At 62.3% G+C, this 22902-nt stretch carries 25 protein-coding genes, 1 tRNA gene and 1 pseudogene; 7 read left to right on the forward strand and 20 right to left on the reverse strand.

From position 1 onward, the window contains the following. Positions 1-14 precede the first annotated feature (14 nt). On the reverse strand, positions 15-767 hold the full coding sequence (locus RBH20_RS06005; RefSeq protein ID WP_306706521.1) for a TrmB family transcriptional regulator sugar-binding domain-containing protein: 753 nt from the start codon (positions 765-767) through the stop codon (positions 15-17). Between the two features lie 130 nt (positions 768-897). Here RBH20_RS06005 and RBH20_RS06010 point away from each other — a divergent pair, with 130 nt between their 5' ends. Together RBH20_RS06010 and RBH20_RS06015 are read left to right on the forward strand one after the other, a co-directional pair. Further along, positions 898-2433: a histidine kinase dimerization/phospho-acceptor domain-containing protein gene (locus RBH20_RS06010; RefSeq protein WP_306706523.1), complete on the forward strand. Its 1536-nt coding sequence runs from the start codon at positions 898-900 to the stop codon at positions 2431-2433. A 61-nt stretch (positions 2434-2494) separates the two neighbouring features. Then, positions 2495-3055 carry a DUF420 domain-containing protein gene (locus RBH20_RS06015; protein WP_306706525.1) on the forward strand — a complete coding sequence of 187 codons (561 nt, stop codon included), beginning with the start codon at positions 2495-2497 and terminating at the stop codon, positions 3053-3055. Positions 3056-3057: 2 nt separating this feature from the next. Here RBH20_RS06015 and RBH20_RS06020 read toward each other — a convergent pair. The 5 genes and pseudogenes from RBH20_RS06020 to RBH20_RS06040 form a co-directional block, all read right to left on the reverse strand. Further along, positions 3058-3614, reverse strand: a pseudogene (locus RBH20_RS06020) (GNAT family N-acetyltransferase). A 56-nt stretch (positions 3615-3670) separates the two neighbouring features. After that, positions 3671-5113 carry an amidophosphoribosyltransferase gene (gene purF / locus RBH20_RS06025; protein WP_306706527.1) on the reverse strand — a complete coding sequence of 481 codons (1443 nt, stop codon included), beginning with the start codon at positions 5111-5113 and terminating at the stop codon, positions 3671-3673. A gap of 14 nt (positions 5114-5127) precedes the next feature. Further along, a complete protein-coding gene (locus tag RBH20_RS06030; protein WP_004517916.1) occupies positions 5128-5301 on the reverse strand; it encodes a 50S ribosomal protein L37e in 174 nt (57 codons plus the stop codon). Continuing rightward, positions 5298-5480 carry an LSM domain-containing protein gene (locus RBH20_RS06035; protein ID WP_004517917.1) on the reverse strand — a complete coding sequence of 61 codons (183 nt, stop codon included), beginning with the start codon at positions 5478-5480 and terminating at the stop codon, positions 5298-5300. The genes RBH20_RS06030 and RBH20_RS06035 overlap by 4 nt, the downstream gene beginning before the upstream one ends. A 71-nt stretch (positions 5481-5551) precedes the next feature. Further along, entirely contained in the window at positions 5552-6610 is a 1059-nt protein-coding gene (locus RBH20_RS06040) for a M20/M25/M40 family metallo-hydrolase (protein WP_306706530.1), read from the reverse strand. A gap of 113 nt (positions 6611-6723) precedes the next feature. Here RBH20_RS06040 and RBH20_RS06045 point away from each other — a divergent pair, with 113 nt between their 5' ends. Together RBH20_RS06045 and RBH20_RS06050 are read left to right on the forward strand one after the other, a co-directional pair. Then, positions 6724-7008: a hypothetical protein gene (locus RBH20_RS06045; protein ID WP_306706532.1), complete on the forward strand. Its 285-nt coding sequence runs from the start codon at positions 6724-6726 to the stop codon at positions 7006-7008. 84 nt (positions 7009-7092) lie between these two features. After that, on the forward strand, positions 7093-8043 hold the full coding sequence (locus tag RBH20_RS06050; protein WP_306706534.1) for a zinc-dependent metalloprotease: 951 nt from the start codon (positions 7093-7095) through the stop codon (positions 8041-8043). Positions 8044-8079: 36 nt separating this feature from the next. Here RBH20_RS06050 and RBH20_RS06055 read toward each other — a convergent pair whose 3' ends face one another. Both RBH20_RS06055 and RBH20_RS06060 read right to left on the reverse strand, forming a co-directional pair. Then, positions 8080-8610, reverse strand: coding sequence for an Rrf2 family transcriptional regulator (locus RBH20_RS06055; protein ID WP_306706536.1), 531 nt, complete (start codon positions 8608-8610; stop codon positions 8080-8082). Positions 8611-8685: 75 nt separating this feature from the next. Further along, positions 8686-10230 carry an alkaline phosphatase family protein gene (locus RBH20_RS06060; RefSeq protein ID WP_306706538.1) on the reverse strand — a complete coding sequence of 515 codons (1545 nt, stop codon included), beginning with the start codon at positions 10228-10230 and terminating at the stop codon, positions 8686-8688. Between the two features lie 122 nt (positions 10231-10352). Between RBH20_RS06060 and RBH20_RS06065 the strand changes: the two genes are divergently transcribed. Then, entirely contained in the window at positions 10353-10778 is a 426-nt protein-coding gene (locus RBH20_RS06065; RefSeq protein WP_306706540.1) for a DUF5796 family protein, read from the forward strand. A 40-nt stretch (positions 10779-10818) separates the two neighbouring features. Here the strand turns inward: RBH20_RS06065 and RBH20_RS06070 are convergent, their stop codons facing one another. Beyond that, entirely contained in the window at positions 10819-10953 is a 135-nt protein-coding gene (locus RBH20_RS06070; RefSeq protein ID WP_004517924.1) for a hypothetical protein, read from the reverse strand. Between the two features lie 85 nt (positions 10954-11038). Between RBH20_RS06070 and RBH20_RS06075 the strand changes: the two genes are divergently transcribed. After that, positions 11039-13156 (forward strand): CDC48 family AAA ATPase, encoded by a 2118-nt coding sequence (locus tag RBH20_RS06075; protein ID WP_306706544.1) that lies wholly within the window; start codon positions 11039-11041, stop codon positions 13154-13156. Between the two features lie 265 nt (positions 13157-13421). Here the strand turns inward: RBH20_RS06075 and RBH20_RS06080 are convergent, their stop codons facing one another. The 5 genes from RBH20_RS06080 to RBH20_RS06100 form a co-directional block, all read right to left on the reverse strand. After that, positions 13422-14435 (reverse strand): DUF4349 domain-containing protein, encoded by a 1014-nt coding sequence (locus RBH20_RS06080; RefSeq protein WP_306706546.1) that lies wholly within the window; start codon positions 14433-14435, stop codon positions 13422-13424. Positions 14436-14513: 78 nt separating this feature from the next. After that, positions 14514-15332: a carbon-nitrogen family hydrolase gene (locus tag RBH20_RS06085; protein WP_306706548.1), complete on the reverse strand. Its 819-nt coding sequence runs from the start codon at positions 15330-15332 to the stop codon at positions 14514-14516. Beyond that, the gene (locus RBH20_RS06090) at positions 15329-15760 is read right to left on the reverse strand and encodes an SRPBCC family protein (RefSeq protein ID WP_306706550.1); all 432 of its coding nucleotides are present in this window, start codon (positions 15758-15760) and stop codon (positions 15329-15331) included. Before RBH20_RS06090 ends, RBH20_RS06085 begins: the two co-directional genes overlap by 4 nt. A gap of 67 nt (positions 15761-15827) precedes the next feature. Next, the gene (locus RBH20_RS06095; RefSeq protein WP_004592831.1) at positions 15828-16055 is read right to left on the reverse strand and encodes a hypothetical protein; all 228 of its coding nucleotides are present in this window, start codon (positions 16053-16055) and stop codon (positions 15828-15830) included. Between the two features lie 63 nt (positions 16056-16118). Next, the gene (locus RBH20_RS06100) at positions 16119-16316 is read right to left on the reverse strand and encodes a hypothetical protein (protein WP_005534482.1); all 198 of its coding nucleotides are present in this window, start codon (positions 16314-16316) and stop codon (positions 16119-16121) included. Positions 16317-16436: 120 nt separating this feature from the next. Here RBH20_RS06100 and RBH20_RS06105 point away from each other — a divergent pair, with 120 nt between their 5' ends. Next, positions 16437-17654, forward strand: a complete 1218-nt coding sequence (locus RBH20_RS06105) for an LEA type 2 family protein (RefSeq protein WP_373567949.1) — start codon at positions 16437-16439, stop codon at positions 17652-17654. A gap of 22 nt (positions 17655-17676) precedes the next feature. Here RBH20_RS06105 and RBH20_RS06110 read toward each other — a convergent pair whose 3' ends face one another. The 6 genes from RBH20_RS06110 to RBH20_RS06135 form a co-directional block, all read right to left on the reverse strand. After that, positions 17677-17907, reverse strand: a complete 231-nt coding sequence (locus tag RBH20_RS06110) for a HalOD1 output domain-containing protein (RefSeq protein WP_306706554.1) — start codon at positions 17905-17907, stop codon at positions 17677-17679. Positions 17908-18050: 143 nt separating this feature from the next. Beyond that, positions 18051-19085, reverse strand: a complete 1035-nt coding sequence (locus RBH20_RS06115; protein ID WP_005534477.1) for a phosphate uptake regulator PhoU — start codon at positions 19083-19085, stop codon at positions 18051-18053. Positions 19086-19183: 98 nt separating this feature from the next. Next, positions 19184-20254, reverse strand: a complete 1071-nt coding sequence (locus RBH20_RS06120) for an ATP-NAD kinase family protein (RefSeq protein WP_306706558.1) — start codon at positions 20252-20254, stop codon at positions 19184-19186. A 196-nt stretch (positions 20255-20450) separates the two neighbouring features. Beyond that, positions 20451-21146: a molybdopterin-binding protein gene (locus tag RBH20_RS06125; RefSeq protein ID WP_306706559.1), complete on the reverse strand. Its 696-nt coding sequence runs from the start codon at positions 21144-21146 to the stop codon at positions 20451-20453. 80 nt (positions 21147-21226) lie between these two features. Continuing rightward, a tRNA-Glu gene (locus RBH20_RS06130) sits at positions 21227-21301 on the reverse strand. Positions 21302-21429: 128 nt separating this feature from the next. Then, a complete protein-coding gene (locus RBH20_RS06135) occupies positions 21430-22644 on the reverse strand; it encodes a hypothetical protein (RefSeq protein WP_306706561.1) in 1215 nt (404 codons plus the stop codon). Between the last annotated feature and the right edge of the window lie 258 nt (positions 22645-22902).

The following is a 22902-nucleotide window of genomic DNA, read 5'->3' on the forward strand; positions in this document are numbered from 1 at the left end:
CGTTTCCTGCTGCGTTATTGATCGTCAGCCCTGTCAAGCGTGATTTCGCGACATTCGTAGGCTTCCTTGGTCGCACCGGACCCGCCGACAGTGACTGGTCCATCGTCGGTCTCGATGGTGAGTGACCGTTCAGCCGGGTTCTTGCTCGATGCGGGATAGACGAGACTCTGCCGGGCGTTTATCACCGGTCCAGATATCGTCGTTTCAGTACGGTCCGGAGTCGAGAGTACCCGAGCGCGGGCAGTGATCGGTGTTCCTGCCCGTAGCGCCAGCGCCGCCATGAGCACTGCGAACTGAAACGCGGAAAAGGTCCGCGGGAACGCACATACGTCGGCGACATAGCGTTCCGTCCCCATCAGCCAGTGACTACCGAGAAACATCGTGAATTCGTCGTGTGCGAGATTCCTGTTGTCGAATTCAGTCGCCTGATAGTCTGCTATCGAATCAGTCAGCATATCGGAATGACCAGTGAGTCCACGCTGGGTATCGGCGGTGACGAGCAGTGGGGTGATGCCGCTCTCGATTGTCCTGACCGCCGTTGCGATATCCTCGTATGCGGGCGTCGGTCCTGTCTCATCGCCATGGACCAGTAGCAACACCAGCACATCCCGCTTGATAGCGGCGCTGAGTTGCGGCACAAACTCTGAGAGAGACAATTTCGGGACCGCAATCGTGAGGCTCCCCTCGGCACTGTCGATAAGCGATTGTATTGCATCGATGACTGCCGACTGGGTCCGATGGATTTCCAGCCCCGGTTGTGCCATCATCAGAGGATACACTGCCACGTGTATAAATCGTCCCCTGAATTGGGCGCTACCGTCGCTGAGACAGGGAACTGTCATCAATAGATATGGTCGTGGTGTAACTTCTTTATGCGTGTGTCTCCTCGAAAAGGTGATGAAGTCACAGCCCACCGTCCTGTTCGTCCGTAGTCCGAGCCAGGACAGGGCCGCGATTTCGATGCTCCGGGACAGTGGTCTCACCGTCCACGAGTTCGACGGTGTTCGTGATCTTGAGTGTGCGCTTGGCGACTACGACACTGACTGCGTCGTCACGAACTGCGAAGTCACGAATCCGGACGGAACACAGTATCTCGGTGGGCTGACGGTTATCGACCGACTGCGGGAAAGCCATCCCGAACTCCCAGTCGTCCTCTTTGCTGAGGTGACAAACGGGGACATCGCCCGTGAAGCCTACAGCCGCGACGTGTTTGGCTACGTTCCGGGCACAGTGGGCGACGCCAACCAGCGGCTTCTGGCGCAAGTCGACGCGGCCGTCGCGTCCAGTCCGGCCCGTCAGCGGGCGAATAAGCGAAAACAGCTCAATGAGGCCGTCCGGCTGGTCAATCAGGCGCTCGTCCGCTCACAGTCGCGGATGGATATCGAACACGACGTCACGGCGGTTCTGGCGGGCACAGCCAGATACAGCGAGGCCTGTACGGTGACCTGTCAGCACGACAGGCCGGTCGTTCGAGCGCTGGGGTCACAGCGTGACCGTGTTTCTATCACCGCGCCGGAGCCATTGCGCCGCGCCGAGTCGGAAGACCGACTGGTCGTTGCAGACATTGACCCAGCAACGTTCGCGGATGACGCGGACGCACTGGAGACGGACTGTGCCCGAGTTCTCGCTGTCCCACTGGTGTACGATGGGGTGTCGTACGGCGTCCTCGGAGTATACGCCGACCGTGTCGATATCTTCGACACAGAAGAACAAGATACGTTCCGGGAGGTCGGCCACAATATCGCGCTGGCTATCGATGCAAGCCAGACGAAAGACGCGCTCCAGCAGCGGACGACGGAACTGGAACGACAGAAAGAGCGACTCCGAGAGCTCGCACGGATCATCTCACACGAACTCCGGAATCCCCTTCAGGCAGCGATGGGGCGGGTCGAACTGCTAGCCGCTGAACACGCCGCCGAGGAGTTTGATGCTATCCAGCGAAGCCACACCCGTATTTCGTTTCTTATCGATGACCTCATGGAAATCGCCCGACAGGGCAGTCGACAGTACACCGTCGAGCCAGTCACGCTCTCCAACGTGATGGCGGACGCCTGGACGACGGTCGACACCGCTGGGTCGACCATCGAAATCGACTGTACCGAGACGATACTGGCCGATAGCAACCGACTGCGTCAGCTTGCGGAAAACTTCTTCCGGCTTGCCACGGAGCAGGGCGATACCGGGAAGATAACAATCACAGACACGGCCACTGGGTTCGCCCTCGAGCACGACGGCCCCCCGCTGGAGGCGGGTAATGAGGGACCGTTTGAACTCTACTACGCCACCAGTGACGAAGGGGTCGGGCTCCACCTCGCCGTGATCCGGGAAATCGCCCACGGCCACGGATGGGAAATCGCCCTTTCCAACGAACCGACTGGACAGGTCCGTCTGCACGTTACCGGCGTCGAGCAGCCGTCAGCGAAAACTACGTAGCTACCCCGTCTCGCCGTACGTGACTCGAAACCGTATTTTGGGTCCAGTCCGGAGTTATGGTATGGATCTTCAGGCTCGGTATCGCGTGCCAGCACTCACTGGCCTATTGACGATCGTGTCGCTCGCGCTCGTGTTCGGGGCTGTGCTCGGGGCGATTCCCCAGTCGGCTCTCCCCGCTGCGCCCGCGAGCATTCTCGGGGCGATCCCCCACGCCAACGCCGTGGTCAGCGCCCTCGCTATCGGAACAATCGTTGGCGGTATCCGAGCGATACGCCGCGGCAACGTCGCCCGACACCGGAAGCTGATGCTCTCCTCGTTTGGCCTGTTCGCCCTGTTTCTCGTGCTGTACCTCTATCGGATAACGCTCGAAGGACCGACGGACTTCACCGGCCCGTCAGTCGTCGAGACCTACTTCTACCTGCCGTTTCTCGCCGTCCACATCCTGCTTGCCATCATCGCCATCCCAGCGGTGTACTACGTCTTGCTCTTGGCCTACACGTACCCCGTTTCAGAACTGCCGTCAACGAACCACCCGCGTGCCGGGAAAATGGCCGCAAGCCTGTGGCTGATCTCCTTCTCGATGGGAATCATCGTGTACGCGATGCTGTATCTGGTCTGGTAAGCTTACTCGCGATCCGCTCGAAGCAGGCCGAACCACAACATATCGCGCCACCCGCCGTCGAGAAACCACTCCGCCCGGTGTGTTCCTTCGTGAATCCCAGCCGTTCGATCACCGCGACAGAGCGGTCGTTTCCGCCCACAATCTTTGCCGACCACTTCCGGAGCGCCCGCTGGTCGAAGCCATACTGGACCAGCCTGCCCGCCGCCTCAGTGGCGTACCCCTCGCCCCAGGCGTCCGGGTCGAGCCAGTAGGCCAGTTCGGCTGTGCCCCGCTCCGTGTCGTGGTCCGTCATGGCGACGAGTCCGACCGGCTCGGTCCGGTCCTCGACTGGACCGGGATTCCCAGCCGGGTCGATACAGATCAGTAGATGGACCGAGTCTTCGTCGGACAGAGTCTCCTCGTAATAGGTCTCCATCTGGTCGGTAGTCGGCGGGCGGGCATATGTCCCCAGCCCCCAGACCTGCTCCTCGTGAAAGACGTGCTGTATCCAGTCGAGATCGTCTCGTTCCGGGGACCGGAGGGCGGTTCGGTCGGTCGCGAGGAAGGACGGTCCTGGCATGGACGATGCCTCGCTCGGACTGGGCAAAAATGTAGTGCTGTGCAGCACCGACGACGCTAGTCGTCAGCCGGCCTCGACTGCGTCCCGATATCCGGGCGGGCAACGTCACGGTCCGTCGCCTCGCCCTCGATATCGTAAGGATACTCGCCGGTGACACAGCCGAGACAGAGGTCAGTCCGGCTCTTGTCCAGCGTCTCCGCGATGGCGTCGATAGAGAGGTACGATAGCGAGTCCGCCTCGATTTCCTCGCGGATCTCGTCGACAGACTGGTTCCCGGCGATGAGTTCATCGCGGGAGGCCATGTCGATTCCCATGTAACACGGGGCAACAATTGGCGGTGCGCCGATGCGGACGTGGACCTCCTCGGCACCGGCGTCTTTCAGCAACTTGATCAGCTGCGTCGAGGTGGTCCCGCGGACGATAGAGTCGTCGATGATGGTGACGCTTTTGCCCTCGATTGTTGACTTGATGGGGTTGAGCTTCAGCCGAACGGCCCGCTCGCGTTCGTCTTGGGTCGGCATGATGAACGTGCGGCCGACGTAGCGATTTTTCATCAGCCCTTCAGCGAACTCGATGTCCGAGCCGTCGTCCTGTGCGGCCTCGGCGTACCCGGAGGCGAACGCACGCCCGGAGTCTGGCACCGGCAACACCACGTCTGATTCGACGCCGGACTCCTCCCAGAGTTTCCGACCAAGCTCGCGCCGGACCTCGTAGACGAGATTTTCGTCGATGGTCGAGTCCGGTCGCGCGAAGTAGACGTGCTCGAAGAAACAATTGGCCGTGTTCTCTGGTTCGACGAGCTGATAGGTATCGTAGCCGGTTCCGTCGGCGTGCAGGACGACGAGTTCACCGGGCTTGACGTCACGGATCAGCTCGCCGTCAAGCGTGTCGATAGCTGCTGATTCGGAAGCAAGGACGTAGCCGTCCTCGAGTTCGCCGATACACAGCGGTCGGTTCCCTTGCGGGTCGCGCACGCCGAGGACTGTCTCGTCGTGCATGATGGTCAGAGAGTACGACCCGTGGATGCGGTTCATCGTCCGCTTGACAGCCCGAACCAGATCCTCCTCGAGAAGATTACGCGCAAGGTCGTGGGCGATGACCTCGGTGTCGCCGTCGGACGTGAAGGCGTGACCAAGGTCGGCCAGTTCGTCGCCGATTTCGTCAGCGTTGACGAGGTTCCCGTTGTGGGACAGTCCCAGCGACCCCGACTTGAACGAGACGGAGAACGGCTGGGCACAGCAGGCGTTGACGCTTCCGGCCGTCGGGTATCGGACGTGACCGATACCGTTGGAGCCGTTGAGCGCCTCCAGATCGCCGGGGTCGAATGCGTCACCGACGAGTCCCATTTCGACGTGGCTGTACTGCTGGAACCCGTCGTGGGTGACGATACCCGCTGATTCCTGGCCGCGATGCTGGAGCGCGTACAAGGAGTAGTAAAGCGGTCGGGCGGCGTCACGGTCCTCCAAAGAGATGCCAACAACGCCGCACTTCTCGTGCATTTGTGTTGAGTGTGTTATTCGCCTGCTTTCGACTGCCACTCGTAGTCACGCCGCTTGGCCGACTTGCCGAAACCGCACGACGAGCAGACCTTCTTTTTCGTGTGATACGACTTTTCACCACACCGTCGGCACTTCGTGTGCGTCGTGGTGTTTTTCTTGCCCTGACTCGGAGTTCCTGCGCCAGTCATGGAGTAATTGAGACGACGTTATCGCCGCGTATAATCGTTGTGTCTTCATCCTCAACGACGAGGTTCATGTGTTGGTCGTAGCCGGTGAGTTCCCCCTCGAACAGCTCGCCACCCTTCAGCTGTACGGTGACTGTCTCACCGAGGGACGCTTCGAGTACATCCAGCGGTCGTCCACTCATGTACGGTTTGGATAGTGATGGCCGCTTAAACGTACCGTTTGTCTGATGGCGCGCAAGACCGTTCCGCTATCTTACACGTCGACGCTAAACGGCGCTCGCTCGGCCGCTCGGACGGCGAAGCCAGCTAGTAGGTCCGCGAGCGCGTCGAGATCGTCCGGGTCGATAACTTCGACCGGCGTGTGCATGTAGCGGTTCGGGAGGCCGACGTTGACCGATGGAATCCCACCGCGGGAAGTGTAGAAGGCGTCCGCGTCGGTCCCGGTCCGGATACCGGTCGCCTGCAACTGAATGTCGATGTCCTCGGCGTCGCTCGTCTCGCGAAGGGCGTCGACAGCGACCGGATGGTTCGCGCTCCCGCGAGCAACGACCGGTCCCCCGCCGAGTTCCACACCCGTCGCGGCTTTGCCAGGCGAGCCCGGTGAGTCCGTTGCGTGTGTTACGTCCGCCGCGATGGCGACATCCGGCGCGAGGTCGAACCCAACCATCTTCGCACCTTGCACGCCGACCTCTTCCTGCACTGTCGAGACAGCGTACACCGTCGCGTCCGCGTCTGACTCTGCCGCGCGGCGGAGGCCCTCTGCGGCCGCCCAGATGCCGATACGGTTGTCCATCGCCCGTGCAGCGAGGCGGCCGTTCTCCAGTTCACTCAGCGTCTGGACGAACGTCACCGGGTCGCCGCGGTCGACAAGCGATTCTACCTCGTCGCCGTCCTCAGCCCCGACGTCGACGTGCTGTTCAGCGATCTCCGGCACGGAGTCGTCGTCCGAGTCCCGGAGGTGAATCGCGGTCTGTCCCACGACACCCGAGACGGGACCGTCGGCCGTGTGAATGGTGACGTGTTGTCCGCGCGAGACGGTCTTGTCAGAGCCGCCGATACGGCCCAGTTTGATGAACCCGTCGTCCGTGAAGTCCCGAACGATGAATCCAATTTCGTCGCCGTGGCCGGCGAGTGCAACAGTCGTGTCGCCGCCCTCGACCTTTGCGACAGCGTTCCCGTAGTCGTCCGTTCGGACCTCGTCGGCGAACTCGCTGACGTAGTCGAGCCACACGCGCTGGCTGTCGGCCTCGTATCCAGACGGGCCGGGCGTTGTCAGCAGCGATTCAAGGAACTCTCGTCGTCGTGTGTCCATACACGAGATAATTGCCCCGTGGTCATGAAAACAACGGAGGGCATACGGTCTGGGACATCTCAGCGTGGCCATGGTACCGCCACGGCTAAGAGTCGCGGCGCTGAACTGTCACTATGGCAGAATTCACCCTCCTCGAACTGCATCTCGACGGCGCGGAGTTCACTGCGAACGCCCCGTTCAGCGCTGCCGACGATGACGACGAATCGGAGCGCAAATCGCGGTGGTCGCGGTCCCGGACAGACGAATCGAGCGACGAAACAGACGCAGAAGACGGCGGTGACCTCAGCGTCGGTCGCCTCGTGCTCGCGGTGCTCGGTGTCGTCACAGTTGTCGCGCTCGTTCTACGCCTGTACTTCGGTGGGTCCGAAGGCGCTGACGACAGCGATGTCGACCTGTAGCGGATAGGTCCTGCTTCCGAACCGGATGCGGGGAGTCGTTTTCACAGGGAGAAGGCCTATTTTCTCCCGCCACATTTCAGACGTATGGGATTATACCACAGCGTTCAGGCTGTCGCCGGCGCGACCGGCGACGGCCCCATCGACTGGAGTGCTGTCGCAGACGCCGCGAAGGGCGCCACGGACACGGGAGACCTCACCGTCGAGACGCCCGAACGCGACGGCTACGCGACCGACGTTCGGGACGCACGAGATCGCGTCCGGGAGGTCGGCGAACTCGCCTTTGATTTGCCCGAAACCGTCGAAATCCAGAACCGACATCACTGGATCGACGCCAACGTCGCCACGTTCAGCCGTGTGATGGAGCCGATAGAACAGCAGGCCGAGTATATGCCCGGCATCGCCCGCGTCGTCAACACCGGGTCGATGGCCGTTGCGCTGTCGTTTCTCGGGAACAACGTTCTGGGCCAGTACGACCCCGTCTTGCTCGCGGACAACGACGCCCACGCGCTGTACTTCGTGCGCCCCAACATCAACCGGGTCGCCAGCCAGCTGAACGTCGAGCGGGACCGCTTCCGCCGCTGGATCGCCTTCCACGAAGTCACGCACGCGGCAGAGTTCGGTGCGGCCCCGTGGCTGTCTGACCACCTCGAAACGGCGATGGAGGACGCCATCGACAACCTCACCGACGGCAACATCGACCGGACAACACTTGGCGAACTCGATACGACGATGACCGCCGTCGAGGGGTACGCGGAGCTGCTGATGGACCGTGCCTTCGATGACGAGTACGACGACCTGCGGCGGAAAGTCGACGAGCGCCGACAGGGACGTGGCCCCATCGCGTCGCTCATGCGCCGACTGCTCGGACTCGGGATGAAACGGCAACAGTACGAACGCGGGAAAGCGTTCTTCGACACGGTCGCAGACGCCCGCGGCGTTGCCGCGGCCGGGCGTGTCTGGGACTCTCCGGACACACTACCAACTGAAGACGAGATAGAGACGCCGACGCTGTGGATCGACCGCGTCGATCCCTGAAATCGCTACAGCACGCCCCGTGGCCGCACGGAACGGTTATTTCTCCGGTTCTTCTACAGGTCCTTCTATTTTCGCGACATCGAGGAGGATTTCGCTGTTCGATTCGTCGACAGCGACAACCGTCCCGGCGACGACGAGCTTCGAGATCGGCGTCGGGCCGAGAATGACGGCCTGTCCCTCGCTGAAGCCCTGCACCGAACTCTGGAGGTGGAACCGGGCGCGACACTTCTCAGGGTCGTGAACGTTGGTGAAGTTGATTTCCTCGACGGTGACGTCGACCCGATCGTAGTCGTGGGCAACGACGACGCTCTCGGCCTCGTCTATCTGCTGGCGGTCGATTGCGTCGAACGCCTCAGATGTCGGCTTGTACCCACCCGTTGGGCCGGGAATTCCTTCGACAAGTCCCAGCGAGGTCAGACTCTGCATCTGGTTCCGTACCGTTCCTGGATTCCGGTCGATCTCCTCCGCGATTGTCTCGCCGGTAACTGCCTCACCGGTCTGTTGATACCTGTTTACCAGCGTCGTAAGCATCGTTCGCTGGCTGTTGTTCAGATCGATGCTAACCATACCGGAGTGTATCGGGAGCGGCTACTTATCCCATTGGGTTCACTCATTCACCGCCAGTCGCTCTCACGGAGATGGCTACTCCATGTATCCCAGTTGTTTCAGGCGGTCTTCGACGGCGTCGCCCTCATCGCTTCCGAGAGCGTCATCGATACCGAGCGGTTCACGCTCGCCGACGGCGGGGTCCTCAGAGAACACCGGGAGCACTTCGCCGCGCATATCAGTTGGGATAGCACAGCCATGGGCGGCCAGCACCGTCGGCGCGATATCGAGGATGCTGATTCTGTCGAGTTCGCCCTGTGGCTCGAAGTCCGGGCCGCTGGCGGCGAAGATTCCATAGGGTGTATTCTCGGCCGCCCAGCGGTCGGGGCCGCTCTGGATGGTCCCGCCGCCGATGCCGTCGTTGACGTGGACGCCCGGGCGCTGGTCGACGACCACGTCGGGGCCCGCGTCAACGTAGGGGCCGTTGTACACGTCTTCGCCCCTGTACACGTCAGTGAACAGCGACCCGTGCTCGTCTTCAACCTCGCGGAGGTCGGCCATCAGCGACTCGCGGACCAATTCCACGTCGAAGCGAGGGTTGATGTACACCGGTCCCTGCCCGCTGGCGACGACCTTTGTCTGCTCTAAGTCGACGGCTTCGAGCTTCCGGTCCCGTTTGACGCCGTCGCGCTGCGGGACGAGTTGCTGGATGGACTCGGGGACGACGCGGGCAAGCGTGTCCACCAGTCCGGCCCGCTTTGCGACCGCAAGCAGGTTCTCACGGTCGAGTCCGATTCGTGTGAGGACGGCGTCGACGCTCGTATCCCGGACCTGATAGCCGTTCTCGGCCAGCCATTCGTTGATGTAGAACTCCGTCTGGGTCGCGTCACAGCCGTGGTCGGACATCAGGACGAGGTTCAGGTCCTCGCGGTCGTCGAGCCGACCGACCCACTCGTCGACCAGTTTCCACGCGCGCAGACTGGGCTCGTCGTCCCAGAAGAAGTGATGCAGGACGTTGAGATAGAACAGCGTGACGTGGACGAAATCGAGGTCCCGCTCGTCCATGAGTGTCGTCGCCACCTCGAAGCGCTTCTCTAGCAGGTCCAGAATGGCCTCGACCTCCGCGCCGCGTTCGTCATTCGAGGACAGCAGCGGATCCGGGTGGACGCTGTAATCGAAGCGGGACTCTAGCTCCTCGGCCAGTCCCGGCGGCGAGGTGTAGCCGGAACTGATCGAGCGGTACTCCCCCTCAACGGCGTCTGGGCCGCCGGCAACCACGAGGTCGTCGATGTCCCGCGGGGGGTACATCGTCGGCATGTTGACGACGCCGGCCGACTGCCCATCGTCGTTGAGGTAGTCCCACAGCTCGGCGGTGTGGTAGTCGCCGCCGTTCATCACGTTGATCTCGCCCGCGGCGAGGTCGACGTTCTCGAACCAGAAGACGCCGAACCCGCCGGGGTCCTTACCCGAGGAGTAACACTTCCAGTTCGGGAACGTGACTGGCGGCAGACAGCTCTGCGTCCCCGCCCAGGTGCCGGTGTCCCGCAGCGCGGCCAGGTTCGGGAGCTCGCCGGCCTCGATCCACGGGTCGAGCAGTTCCCAGCTCGCGCCGTCGAGTCCGACGACGAGGGTCTTCGTCATGTTGAGACGGAGACAGGGGAGTCACTAGTCCCTTTCGCACCCCGTCCGATGGGGTTGCACAATGTCCGCTCGGCTGAGACTGACAACGCGTCACTTTTGAGCGCGCCGCCGGAACAGTTGGTATGAGCAACCGGTCGGACATCGCACCGGACACCGTCTCGGTCGAGTTGACCGAGGACGGCGTCGTCGTGGAGTACCTCGACGGCCGCCAGGCGTTCTATCACGGCGTCCCAACGGCGGTCGAAGGGAGTATCCAGACTTCGCCGGGCAAAGACACACACGTCCTGATAACCGACAAAACGGAGACATCAGGTATCCTCGTGTACGTCAACGACCTCCGGACACATGACGATATTCTCGAAGAGACAGGCGTCGGGCGGGTCATCCTCGACGACGGCGAGGAGGACGAACTGTTCCCGGGCGTCACGGTCCGGGACAATCAGATGCGGACGGCAGTTGAGGTGGACTACGACGTGACGAACGGCCGGGTGTTCGTCTTCGAGGAGGACGAACTCGGCGAGCGGAGCTTCGAAATCGTCGAGGGGTGAGCCCTGCAGTGGGGCAGGCGCGACTGCGGGGCGAGGACCGTTACTGGATGTAGGACGGGTCTTCGTCGTCGCAGTTCTCCTCGTGCTGGCGCGCGTCGCTCTGGTCGTCGAACATCAGGCCACACGTCTCGCACTTGTACCACGTGACCTCGTCTCTCTCGGTTTGGACAACCATATCAGAGACTCGAATTGCCGCCCGTATATTATTTTCCCGCAACACAACGGGAACCCTCAAGGGAGTCGGATTGCAAGAAGGCGGCATGAGCGGGTCCACTGAGGCCGGTGTCGAACTCACCGTTGAGGGTGCGAACAAGCGCGACGCCGGGCGCGGTATCGCACGACTGCCGGAGTCCGCACGGACTGAGCTGGGCGTGTTGAGCGGGTCGCCCGTCATCATCGACGGGGATGACATGACTGTCGTGAAGGTCTGGCCGGCTGACGACGACGGCTCGTTCGTCCGTATCGATTCGGACACCCGGGCGAACGCCGGTGTCAACATCGGTGACACGGTCACAGTGACAAGCGGGTCGGTCTCAGAGGCTACCGAAATTGCCGTCCAGCCGGTCGAACCGATGCCGGGCAGCGAGGACTACGAGAGTCTGGTCCGGAAGCGTCTCGTCGACCAAATTATTCAGGCTGACGAGCGGACCCACATCGATGGATTGGGGACCTTCCTCGTCCGCAAAACGTCTCCGTCGGGGCCAGTCCGGGTTACCGACGCGACGGCGGTGACCGTGCTGCCAGGGCTCGACGGCGGCAGCGATGCGGGCCAGTCGTCACCCGAGGAGGGAACAACAGCGAACACGCCGACCGCCGAAACGGAGTCCGGGGTGAGCTACGAGGACATCGGCGGCCTCGACGAGGAACTGGACCGTATCCGCGAGATGATCGAGATGCCTCTCTCGGAGCCCGAAGAGTTCCGCCGTCTGGGTATCGACCCACCGAGCGGCGTGTTGCTCCACGGCCCGCCCGGGACAGGGAAAACCCTCATCGCCCGTGCCGTCGCCAACGAAGTCGACGCCTACTTCGACACCATCTCCGGCCCCGAAATCGTCTCGAAGTATAAGGGCGAAAGCGAGGAACGACTCCGGGAGGCCTTCGAGAAAGCCGAGGCGAACGCGCCGGCCATCCTCTTCGTCGACGAAATCGACTCCATCGCTGGCTCTCGGGACGAGGACGCGGACATGGAGAACCGCGTTGTCGCCCAGTTGCTCACGCTGATGGACGGCCTCGAAGACCGAGGTCGCGTCGTCGTCATCGGGGCGACGAACCGCGTCGACGCCATCGACCCGGCACTGCGCCGTGGCGGCCGCTTCGACCGCGAAATCGAAATCGGCGTTCCCGGTGAGCACGGCCGCCGCGAGATTATGGATGTCCACACGCGGGACATGCCGCTGCACGACGACGTGGATCTTGACCGCATCGCCGCCCAGACTCACGGCTTCGTCGGGGCTGACCTCGCGTCGCTGACCACCGAGGCCGCGATGGCCGCACTCCGGGCCGACCGCGACAACGGCGATGTCCATCAGGACGACTTCGAAACCGCGCTTGCCACTGTCGACCCCAGCGCGATGCGGGAGTACGTCGCCGAGTCGCCAACGGCGACCTTCGACGACGTGGGCGGGCTGGCCGAGGTCAAGCAGACGCTGACTGAGACCATCGAATGGCCGCTGTCGTACGGTGAACTGTTCACCGCAACGAACACCGACCCGCCGAGCGGTATTCTACTCTATGGCCCTCCGGGAACCGGCAAAACCTTGCTCGCTCGGGCCGTCGCCGGTGAGAGCGACGTGAACTTCATCCACGTCGCGGGCCCCGAAATCATGGACCGCTACGTCGGCGAGAGCGAGGAAGCGGTCCGGGAACTGTTCGAGCGTGCCCGCCAGACCGCACCGAGCATCATCTTCCTCGACGAGATCGACGCCATCGCCAGCCACCGCGGTCAGGGCAACGAGGTCACCGAGCGCGTCGTCTCCCAGCTACTCGCCGAACTGGACGGCATCACCGAGAACCCCAATCTGGTCGTCTTGGCCGCGACCAACCGCCGGGACATGATTGACGATGCGCTACTGCGACCGGGTCGCCTCGAACAGCACGTCGAGGTCCCGAACCCCGACCGTGACGCCCGCGAAGAGATTCTTTCCGTCCACACCGCCGGGAAGCCGCTCGCTGCTGACACCGATATCGAGGACCTTGCTGAAGAGACCGACGGCTTCTCGGGCGCAGAACTGGAGGCCGTCGTCCGCGAAGCATCGATGCTGGCTATCCGGGAGGTCGCGTCCGCCTACGGACCTGAAGAAGCCACCGAGAACGCTGAGGAAGTGGAGATCACGCCAGAACACTTCGGCGAGGCGCTGGAGCGGGAGCGCACGCGGTAGCTCGGTGGACGTAGGGTATCCATCTTGGTTGTACTATCTGCTGAGCGAGAGCATTCTGTCGATAGTATCCGAAAGGCGAGGAGAGGCGAAAGGGTCGACTCCGGGAGAGGAGTGAAAAGGCTGTCCGGACAGCCTTGGCGGACGAGCGACGCCGAGTGGCCGAGCAGCGAGACGGGCGTTAGCGCCGGCATCGACGTGAAAAGCGCCTTGCCGGCAGATACTCGTAGCGAGTGCACACGCAAAAAAGGCCCGGTGTCAGGCCCGCCTACGTGTCGCCATCGGACGACGACGAATTCGGTTCGTCGGTGGGTTCCTTCTGAGGGCCGTCACCGCCGCCGTCACCGTCTTCTGTGGCTGATTCAGACGTGCCACGTCGGCCCAGCAGCGGGAGCGACCGACGGCGGAGGAGTCGGCGGCCGCCGACAACTGGGACGGCGAGGACGACAAGCCACGGCGCGAGGCTCGCGACGGTCACCAGCAGCCCACGGGTGAACACGTACACGTCGGTCACTGACGAGAGGAACGCAGCGACAAGCGACCGCTCGTGGTACGGCACTTGCTGAGCCGACGGCTCCGGGGCCGGTTCATGAATCTCGACACGCAGCGTCGAATAGGCGACCCGCTGTTCGAGCGAGCGCTTCTGTGCTTCGAGGCGTTCGATATCGCTCTGGACCGACGACAGTTGTTCCTCGATACGGAGCAGTTCCTCCGTGCTGTTGGCCTGTTCGTAGAAGGTCCGCAGGCGGTCGCGGCGCTCCCGGAGGTTAGTCAGCCGTGCTTCGAGGTCGACGAGCTTGTCGGTCACGTCTTTTGTCGTTGTCTCCTCGGAGCGGACCGTCCCCTGCTCGGCCACCATCGACTGCGTCGGTTCGTACTCCTCGCTTGGCACTCTGACGACGATGTAGCCGGTGTACCACGTCTCGCCGTCGTCACGGTGGAGTTCGCGGTTCGAGTCGCTAACATATCCGCCGGACGTGCGAGCGCGGGCGGCGATTGCGTCGGCTGTCGTGGAGTAGTTCTCCACTTCGACCACCATCCGCCCGTTGCGGATGATGGCCCGGTCAGCCGCCGCGTCGCCGGCCTGGATGTTCTCGCTATCACCCACATTTGCGCCCGAATCAGCCGCTTCGGGTTGGCTCGACCCGCCGTCGCCGCTGGACATCTGTGCGCCGTCACCGCCGCCCTGTGCCTCGCCCGCATCGCCGCTCCCACCCATGCCGGTACAGCCGGCAAGGAGGAGGAGACCGACAACAGCGAGGACCCTGACTCGAGAAGCCATACGGCACGTACTCGTTCTGAGAGCAGTATAACGACAGCGAACGCTCAAAAACCGCTTTTTGTCAAATAGCGACTGCAGTTACGGCCAGTCCGTCCGGCGGTCAGCAAGCGCCGGGAACTCATCGCGGATCTGTTCGACGCGCGTAGGGTCGAGGGTCGCGGTCACCAGCGCCGGGTGGTCGTCGGCGCTGGCGAGCGTCGTCCCCCACGGGTCGTACACCGTCGACCGACCCAGCAGTTCCGCGTCCTCGAACTGTCCGACGCCGTTCACCGCGGCGACGTACAGTTGGTTCTCGACGGCGCGGGCACGACCGAACAGTTTCCAGTGCTCGACGCGCGGATACGGCCACGCACTGGGCACGAGCGTCAGCGTCACACCTTCGTCCACGAGGTGACGGTACAGTTCCGGGAACCGGAGGTCATAGCAGGTCGTGACCCCCACAGTGAATCCCTCGAAGTCGACGGTCGGAACCGTCTCACCCGGCTCCAGCAACTGGGATTCCGCGGAGTCGTAGCCAAACAGGTGGTGCTTTCGGTACACTGCCCGTCGCTCCCCGTCGCGGTCGAAGAACACAGCGGTGTTCGCCAGCCCCTCATCTGCGGGCACGTCGAACCCACTGTCGGCGCTCGTCGATAAATCCTCAACGACGCTCCCGGCCAGCACCGCCACCTCGTTGTTCGCGGCGACGCTTCGAATCTGGCTGAGCGTCTCGCCGTCCAGCCCCTCCGCGTCCCGAGCGTAGCGATCAAAAGCGAAGTAGCCGACGTTGAACAGTTCTGGGAGTACAACGAGGTCCGCGCCGTCTGCGGCCGCGTCCCTGATGGCGGTCGTCGCGCGGCCGACGTTCTCGGCAACCGAGCCCGACGACACGTCTATCTGGGCAAGCGTGAGCCTCATGCTTCGACTTCGAGGTCGTCACGCAGAGCCTGTTCGAGGTTCTGCATCTCGTCGTCGAGGTTCCGCTTGAAGAAGCGCTCAACCCCCGGGAGTTTGCCGTCGACGATGAACCGGTTGGTCAGTTTCGTGCCGCCGTCGGCCGTCTCTTCGAGTTCGTGTTCGCCCTGGACGGTCATCACTTTTGAGCGACCGATGAAGCGGGCATACTCCGGACGGCGCTGCTCGACATCCTCGGTTTTCACCGTCATCGTCTGGCTGACCACCGGAATCGGGAGCTCGATCGACCAGTTCGCGTGTGTGTCGTCGATGACTTTCCAGTCAGTGACGACGCTGATCGGCCGGGCCCGTTTATCCGGGTCGGTGATGAATTCCCAGACACGTTCCGGTGTGGCCGGCACAGTCATCGTTCGTTCGACCCGGACAGTCATGGAAGGTACTGAGGACTACTGGCCGATGAATCCACCGATTGTAACAGTGCGTAAAACCCGACGGGGGCTATCCGGTCGGTGTGACGCGCCACGTTGTCGACCGTGCTCGACCCCACTTCTCGATTTCGACTTCGTCGGCCTCCTCAGCTAAGCGTGGGAGCCGCGCGCCCACTTGCTTCGACGAGAGGCCGAGCTGCTCAGCGATGTTCTTCGCGCGGAAGTAGCTCTCCCCACGCGAGACGCTGTCCCGGAGATATTCGAGAATGCGTCGGTCTTCCTCGCTGTAATCGGCCATACTAAAGATACGGTCTCAGCGTTTTTAACGGTTCCCTTCACAGTCTCGTGGCTGATACCAGTCTCAGGCGTCGTAGGCGTGAATCGCCACGATGGCCACGGCCGCGGCCAGCATCGCGAGCCCGAACGCGCCGCCAGATGTCACGAGCAGGTTCCCCGTTTCAAGCTCCTGTGCGTGCAGAATCGCGTAATTATAGCTGTTGGTTGCTGTAAACAGGGCCGCGCCGACCGAGACGAGCCCGAACAGCAGGGCCAGGCCCATCCCCATGTCGCTTTTGGACGCCTTGGAACTCATGTACCACGCTTTCGGTGTTGCCCACTTAGTTCATTCGGGCTCGGGCCACAGGACATATACCGACCCGTCGAAGATGGGAGAGCAACCATGGGCCGGTTGAAACAAGTTGGTGTGCTACTCGTCGCGATCGGCGCTGTCGCAGGAGGCAGCGTCGCGCTCGGTGTACTGGGGACGCCAAGCGTCGCGTCCGTTGATAATCACTTCTCGGATGTCTCGAACCAGACGACCACGGTGGGAACGAACCTGACTGTGACTAATCCGAACCCTGTCGGCGTCCAGCTGGGCGGCGTCGGACTCAATTACACTATCTCAATGAACGGCGTAGAGATGGCACGGGGCGACAGGCAGGGCGTCGGTCTCGGTACCGGCAACTCGACGTTGCAGTTCACCACCGAGATGCAAAACGACCGTATTCCGCCGTGGTGGGTCACCCACATCAACAATGGCGAGACGACGACAGTGGGCATCGACGCAACCATCACGTCCTCGACGCTCGGCGGTCGGTCAGTGTCGTTTAGCCAAGAACGAACTATCGAGACGGCCCTCCTCAGCCAGTTCAACTCCACCGAGACGCGGCCCGTCGAGGCAGACCAGCCGCTCGTCTCGGACCCCGTCCTCTACATCAACGAGACCCGCGGCGCGTGGGACCAGACGAATCTCACACAGTCCGAGACGCCGCTGAACCTCGCCTTCGACGTGTACAACCCAAAGCCGTACCCCTACACAATCACCAAAGTCGGCTACACCATCCGGATGAACGACGTGACCGTCGGCGAAGGCGAAACGAATCGAGGCTACGTCCTCAGGCCAGGCGAGAAGACGACACTCGAAGCGAACACCGCTATCCAGAACGAGAACCTTGACCGCTGGTGGGTGACCCATCTCCAGCGAAATCAGCAGACGGATCTCTACATCGATTTCTACCTCGTGCTTGAGGGCGGCGGCGAGCAGTTCAGAGTCGATCTGGACTCCATCGACTACCAGCAGGAGATAGAGACAGATATCTTCGGCACCAAGACGCAGTACCCGACCGGCGATGGGACTGCTGGCAGCCCCAGCGATGGGTCCGATAGTTCGACAGGCGACAGCATGACTGCAACCCCGACGCCGACACCCACGGAAACCGAAACAGACGGCGGACTACTGGGCGAAGAGGACTCAGAGACGGATGACGGCCTGTTTGACGGCGGAGAGACGGACACGGAGGCCACGACTGAAACGACGACCGAGAAACCCACAGCGACCCCAACGGAGACGGCCACGCCGACTGAAACCGAAACAGACGATGGCGGCCTCCTCGGGTAGTCAGTACTAGTAATCCGCTCCCTCAGTTCTCGACATAGAGCGTCCCCGTGCCATCGATCGTTATCGTGTAGCCGCAGTACTGGAACAGCATCGGCAACTCTCCCGGTGGGATATCCGATACTGCGTCCAGTCGCTCACCGTCGATAACCATGTCAAGGCTCCCGAGTTGCGTGGGGTGACAGTCCTCAAGCGCCGCGATGGTCTCTTTGACAGTGATATGAATGGGTGTCGGTGGACCGACAGGCCGCTTCATACTGGACCGTTCACAATGCCCACTGAAAGGCACAAGTGTTTTTCACCGCAGTTTGTCGTGGCAGTGAACCTGCTAAATTAGATGGTGGAGTCCGAAAACAGGACTGTTGCTGCAAACCGCAACCGCGGGCCGCGGTAGCCGCCTTACTCGATTGTTGTGTGCTCGGACTCTTCGTTGAGTGCGAGGTTCGTCGCGATCTCGGCGCTCCGGACAGCAAACTCAGCCGTCTGCTGGAGGCTGACAAGCACTTCACGCACTTCTAGCAGCGCTTCGTTGTCCATCTCCGGCAGGTCATCGAGGATCTCGTGTTCCTTGTCGCCGATGTCCTTGTACAGCTCTCGGACCTGAATCGCGGTGTCGTAGTTGCGGTCGACGGCCGCCTGAACCGCCAGTTCGGTAATGTCGTTGACCTGATCGGTGAACTCACGGATGCGACGCATGGTCGAACTGTCGACGTTGAGGGAGTGGTCGTCGGTCTCAAGCGCGATCTCGGCGATATCCTCGGCGTTGTCCGCCGTCAGTTCGAGGTTCTTCGCAATCGATCGATAACCGATGAGCGGGAAGCCGTCGTTGAGGCCGATAGCTCGCGCGAGATTAGGGTTCTGGTAGGCCGTGAAGATGAGGCGGAGTAGGAGGACGAATATCTTGTTGGCCTGTCGCTCGCGGTTGAGCGCCCGCTGGGCGAGGTCGGGATTGCCGTGGGCGAGAGATTTCACCGCTTCATTTCGCATCGTCGAGCCAGTGGATTCCAGCCGTTCGAGGAGGTTGTTAAGCGTGAAGTCCTCCGGGTCGACGGAGCAGCGAATCGCGATCCGGTCGGGCGTCTCCTCGATGACGCCGAGGCCCATCAACTGGGTTTCGGCGTTGTAGACGGCGTTGATGTGCGAGGATTCCAGTGTCTCGCCCTCTGGGGCTTCGACGTGGATGACGCGCCGGCCGAGCACGTACTGGGCGACGATAGCCCGTTCGACGGAATCGGCGTCGAGATTCTCCGCGTGGATGATAGCTTCTGATTCCTCGGTCTGGACGGACTCGGGCATGACTGTCAGCGTGCCTTTGCCGCCCATTCGTAGCGACACCTCGTCGCCTTTCTCAACGTCGTGCTCACTGGCCCACTCCGCCGGCAACGTCATCGCGAGCGTCGACGGCCCCAATCGCTGGACTTTCCGGGTTTCCATATGTCCTTTGTGGGGCGTGAGATACCTTAATCTTGACTATACATGATAAAATACCGCAGCCGATATATCATGGTTCATTTCGCTCGGCTGGAGAAGCTTCAGACGACCTCGACAAGTCTGCGTTCGTGCCGCCCGACACGGACTCGCAACCAGCCGCGAAGCTTCTCGTCCAGTTCCGGATCGCCTGTGTCGACACGCAACGTGCCAACGCCGTCCAGTTTCCGCCGTGAGGCGACCACTTCGAGGTCACACTGTCTGATGACCGCCGGCGATAGCTGCTGGTTCCCCCGACCGAACACGAACCCCTGTCCGCCGATCGGCGAGACGACGATGACGTTCCGGTCGCCGAGGGCGTCGAGGATATCTGCCTCGGCGGCGTCGCGGGCAAGCACCTCCCCGTCACGCCACACGTCCACGCCAAGCGTCGTTCCGTCGAACCCCAGTTCTTCTTTGATAGCGCCGACGGTACTCCCTGGCCCAAGGACGTAGGTAACATCTGGGTCAGCGGCATTGGCGACGCTTTCGGCAAGCGATTCGACACTGCCGCCGCCCAGTTGCTTGGCCGACTGGCGCTGGTCAGCTACGGGGACCTCCGCGACGGCTCGGAGTTCGGTGACTACTTCCCCACCTCTAAACGCGTCCTCGTCGATATCGTTCACCTCCGCGCGCTCTGTCTCAGAGAAGCGGGCGACGATGCGCCCGGCCGCACGCGGCGACACACCAAACACGGAGGAATACACTTTGACCCCGGCTGGGACGCCCAGAATCGGGATAGCTGCGTCCAGGTCATCAAGCGTCGTTGCGACGTCGACAGCCGTGCCGTCGCCACCGACAAACAGGATCACGTCCACATCCGCCTCAACGAACGCTCGAACCGCATCTTGGGTATCCTTGCTCGTCGTTTCGTCAGTACTCCCCGGAGTGCCAACGACCGTCGGATCGAACTCTGCCTCACGAGCGATACCGTCCCCCATCGGGTCGCCGTACGTGAGCAGTTCCACGTCCGTCCCGACTTCGGCGAGTGATGCAAGCGCCGTCCGTGCGCGGTCCGGTGCGCGTTGCTCCGCGCCGCGGCGGCGCGCCTCCCCGACTTTCCCGTCAGTGCCCTTGAGGCCGACGCGGCCGCCCATGCCGGCGATGGGGTTGACCACGACACCAATTCGTCGCATTCGCCGTCGCTACGCGACCCCGCGGCAAAAGAGGCCCGGGAGCGTGCCTTTCAAGCCACCCCACGCAGAACGCACAGCTATGTCAGTCGTACTCCAGAGCGGCGTTCAGACAGGGATTATCAACGCGTCCGGCGCGGCCATCACGCTCGGTGGCCTACTGCTTACGTTTCTCTGGCTGAACCACCTCTACCGGTAGTCACTCTGCCGTCGGTGACTCGACGCGTTCGCTGAACCACGCCGCCGCCTCCTCGACTAGCTCCTCCTCTGTCCCCTCGAACCGGACGGTCACGTGCTCGCCCGGATAGCTCCCGACCTTGACCGGGAACTGCTCTTGGACCTCTGCCAGTCGGTCGAGCAGTGCGCTCTCGGGCTCGGCGGCGTCGACGGTGTGAACGTACCGCTGCTCGCCGGCGAACTCTTCTGCGACCTCCTCGAACATCCGCTTCATCTCGCCCGGCACGCCCGGCAAGACGTAGCAGCTCTCGACGACACAGCCGGGCGCAACGCCCTCGTGGTTTGGCAAAACGCGGGACCCTTCCGGCACCTCGCCGGTGCCGTCGGTCAGGTCATCGCGTGTGTACCCGCCGTGTTCTTCCAGCCACGCGATGGCGTCCTCGCTCTCGACGACGTCCCGCCCGAATGCAGCGGCGACGGCATCGATTGTTTTGTCGTCGTGCGTCGGTCCAAGGCCACCGGTGACGATGACAGCGTCGAACTCTGCGTGGTACTCGTTGACCACGCGGGCAATGTCCGAGATCTCGTCGGGGACAACCGTCGTCCGACCGACGGTGACGCCACGCTCCGCGAGCTGTTGTCCAAGCCACGCAGCGTTCGTGTTGACCGTCTCGCCACTGAGCAGTTCGTCTCCGACGGTGACTACCGCGACGCGCATACCGCCCGATTGGACTGGCAGACACAAATACTGTCGGTCACAGAACGTGGTAACTGTGTATGCGTTGAATCGGAGAGAAATGCTCCGTCAGGGATTTGAACCCTAGTCATCACCGTGAGAGGGTGATATGATTGGCCGGACTACACCAACGGAGCGTACACAAATCCGTAGCGAGGATATACGTATAATCATTGCGTTTCAGCCCCGCCCTGTGCTGGTTTATCATACTGTTGGCTGTAACTATTGCAAGGTATTCCGCTATACAGACGGACAGCCGACAGTATCACTCGTCGTCGAACGGTGACCCCGCAGCGTCGGGTTCCTGACCGGCGAGGCTAATGATGTTCTCGCGGCCGACTCTGAGCTTCGAGATTTCGCCGTCGTCCTCCATATCCGAGAGGAGCATACTCACCTTCGACTTTGACCAGTCGGTGCTGTCGACGATGTCGACCTGCTTCATTCGGCCCCCGTTTTCCTCCAGCAGTTTGCGGACGCGGTCGCTGTCGGTGAGCAGTTCCTCGTCGGGGACTGCCGGGTCCTCAGGGGTGTCGGTGTCTGCCGTTGCATCGCCCGAGGAAGCCGTCGACGGCTTCTCAGTGCCGCCTGTGGCCGACGGCGACGGAGCGGACGGCTCGTCATCGTCGGTTCCCAACACCCCTCTCAGCGCGCCGGACCGCCACGCGGCCACGCCACCGGCGACGACAATGAGACCGACGATGGCGACCGGGAGCATCCACGACAGCCCACCAGCGGCCTCGGCAGGTGTGTCACCACCCGCTGTGGTGCGCTGTTCAGCGCCAGCGCTCTGCCCGGTTTCGCGCGGCTGCAACTCCACATAGGGCCGACGGTCGTTGAACGACTGCTCGCCGTTCCACGTAACACTCTCGCTGTTTTCGAGCGAGTCAGGTTCGCTCTGTGAGTTGGGGTCCGGTTGGACGTCGACGAACGCAAGTTCGGGGCCGCGCTCGAAGACGAACGACTGGCTCGGCCCGATGTAGAACCCGCCATCAAACACGTCGCTGACCACAACCGCGTCGCCCTCGACAACCGCGAAGTTACGCCAGTGGAACGACATCCGCACGGTTCCAGTGTTCTGGAGCGGGTCGACCGTCGCCGACCGGGCGTAGTTGGTCGCACTCATGTTCCGGCCGGTCACGTTCGTCCCGTACTGTGTCAGCAGCGTCGACTGCTCGACGAAATTCTGGTACAGTGGCTGCTCCGACTGCTCGAATTCCTCAGCGAACTCCTCGAACTGCTGTTGTTCGGTGTCGTTTGCGAGCGGTGTCCGGTGGACGATCGCCCACTTCGCCGACCCGTTCTGATACAACGTGACCTGAAACGTCGTCCGGTCGAACCTGTCGGGCGTCTGGACGCCCACGCTCTCGTCGGCCGGCTGTGACATCGCCAGTGGCGCGGCACCGCTTCCCAGCAGGAGAGCCAGCACGAGACTGGCGACGACCAGGCGTACCATCTGTCGTATATCATCGATGGACCGCATAAAAGCGCTGTGAATAGCACCGTTCTCCGTCGGTATCGGGCCGATGGCCGGTGATTTCTCGATACGGCTACAGCTTAAAACACTGGTAACCGATGACAGCATCGGGTGCTGTGCGGGCGCTCACCCTCACGTTCCTCACCGAGTTCGAAGTAGCTCCATTCGCTATCTTTCTCGTGGTATCAATGGTCTCTCGACCGATACCTGACCATGGGAGGGGTTAATTCCTGTTTTCACAGCGGTATTTTGGCTTCTACATGG

It is taken from the genome of Haloarcula sp. H-GB4 (assembly GCF_030848575.1).
Taxonomy (GTDB): Archaea; Halobacteriota; Halobacteria; order Halobacteriales; family Haloarculaceae; genus Haloarcula.

Bases quoted from the DNA above. Each gene is read 5' to 3' on its own strand.
- RBH20_RS06075 (WP_306706544.1), top strand. From the start codon at position 11,039: ATGAGCGGGTCCACTGAGGCCGGTGTCGAACTCACCGTTGAGGGTGCG.
- RBH20_RS06120 (WP_306706558.1), bottom strand. From the start codon at position 20,254: ATGCGACGAATTGGTGTCGTGGTCAACCCCATCGCCGGCATGGGCGGC.
- RBH20_RS06010 (WP_306706523.1), top strand. From the start codon at position 898: ATGAAGTCACAGCCCACCGTCCTGTTCGTCCGTAGTCCGAGCCAGGAC.
- RBH20_RS06080 (WP_306706546.1), bottom strand. From the start codon at position 14,435: ATGGCTTCTCGAGTCAGGGTCCTCGCTGTTGTCGGTCTCCTCCTCCTT.
- RBH20_RS06110 (WP_306706554.1), bottom strand. From the start codon at position 17,907: ATGAAGCGGCCTGTCGGTCCACCGACACCCATTCATATCACTGTCAAA.
- RBH20_RS06070 (WP_004517924.1), bottom strand. From the start codon at position 10,953: ATGGTTGTCCAAACCGAGAGAGACGAGGTCACGTGGTACAAGTGCGAG.
- RBH20_RS06105 (WP_373567949.1), top strand. From the start codon at position 16,437: ATGGGCCGGTTGAAACAAGTTGGTGTGCTACTCGTCGCGATCGGCGCT.
- RBH20_RS06015 (WP_306706525.1), top strand. From the start codon at position 2,495: ATGGATCTTCAGGCTCGGTATCGCGTGCCAGCACTCACTGGCCTATTG.
- RBH20_RS06100 (WP_005534482.1), bottom strand. From the start codon at position 16,316: ATGGGCCTGGCCCTGCTGTTCGGGCTCGTCTCGGTCGGCGCGGCCCTG.
- RBH20_RS06085 (WP_306706548.1), bottom strand. From the start codon at position 15,332: ATGAGGCTCACGCTTGCCCAGATAGACGTGTCGTCGGGCTCGGTTGCC.
- purF (WP_306706527.1), bottom strand. From the start codon at position 5,113: ATGCACGAGAAGTGCGGCGTTGTTGGCATCTCTTTGGAGGACCGTGAC.
- RBH20_RS06065 (WP_306706540.1), top strand. From the start codon at position 10,353: ATGAGCAACCGGTCGGACATCGCACCGGACACCGTCTCGGTCGAGTTG.
- RBH20_RS06035 (WP_004517917.1), bottom strand. From the start codon at position 5,480: ATGAGTGGACGACCGCTGGATGTACTCGAAGCGTCCCTCGGTGAGACA.
- RBH20_RS06050 (WP_306706534.1), top strand. From the start codon at position 7,093: ATGGGATTATACCACAGCGTTCAGGCTGTCGCCGGCGCGACCGGCGAC.
- RBH20_RS06060 (WP_306706538.1), bottom strand. From the start codon at position 10,230: ATGACGAAGACCCTCGTCGTCGGACTCGACGGCGCGAGCTGGGAACTG.
- RBH20_RS06030 (WP_004517916.1), bottom strand. From the start codon at position 5,301: ATGACTGGCGCAGGAACTCCGAGTCAGGGCAAGAAAAACACCACGACG.
- RBH20_RS06090 (WP_306706550.1), bottom strand. From the start codon at position 15,760: ATGACTGTCCGGGTCGAACGAACGATGACTGTGCCGGCCACACCGGAA.
- RBH20_RS06115 (WP_005534477.1), bottom strand. From the start codon at position 19,085: ATGGAAACCCGGAAAGTCCAGCGATTGGGGCCGTCGACGCTCGCGATG.
- RBH20_RS06125 (WP_306706559.1), bottom strand. From the start codon at position 21,146: ATGCGCGTCGCGGTAGTCACCGTCGGAGACGAACTGCTCAGTGGCGAG.
- RBH20_RS06045 (WP_306706532.1), top strand. From the start codon at position 6,724: ATGGCAGAATTCACCCTCCTCGAACTGCATCTCGACGGCGCGGAGTTC.
- RBH20_RS06040 (WP_306706530.1), bottom strand. From the start codon at position 6,610: ATGGACACACGACGACGAGAGTTCCTTGAATCGCTGCTGACAACGCCC.
- RBH20_RS06055 (WP_306706536.1), bottom strand. From the start codon at position 8,610: ATGGTTAGCATCGATCTGAACAACAGCCAGCGAACGATGCTTACGACG.
- RBH20_RS06095 (WP_004592831.1), bottom strand. From the start codon at position 16,055: ATGGCCGATTACAGCGAGGAAGACCGACGCATTCTCGAATATCTCCGG.
- RBH20_RS06005 (WP_306706521.1), bottom strand. From the start codon at position 767: ATGATGGCACAACCGGGGCTGGAAATCCATCGGACCCAGTCGGCAGTC.
- RBH20_RS06135 (WP_306706561.1), bottom strand. From the start codon at position 22,644: ATGCGGTCCATCGATGATATACGACAGATGGTACGCCTGGTCGTCGCC.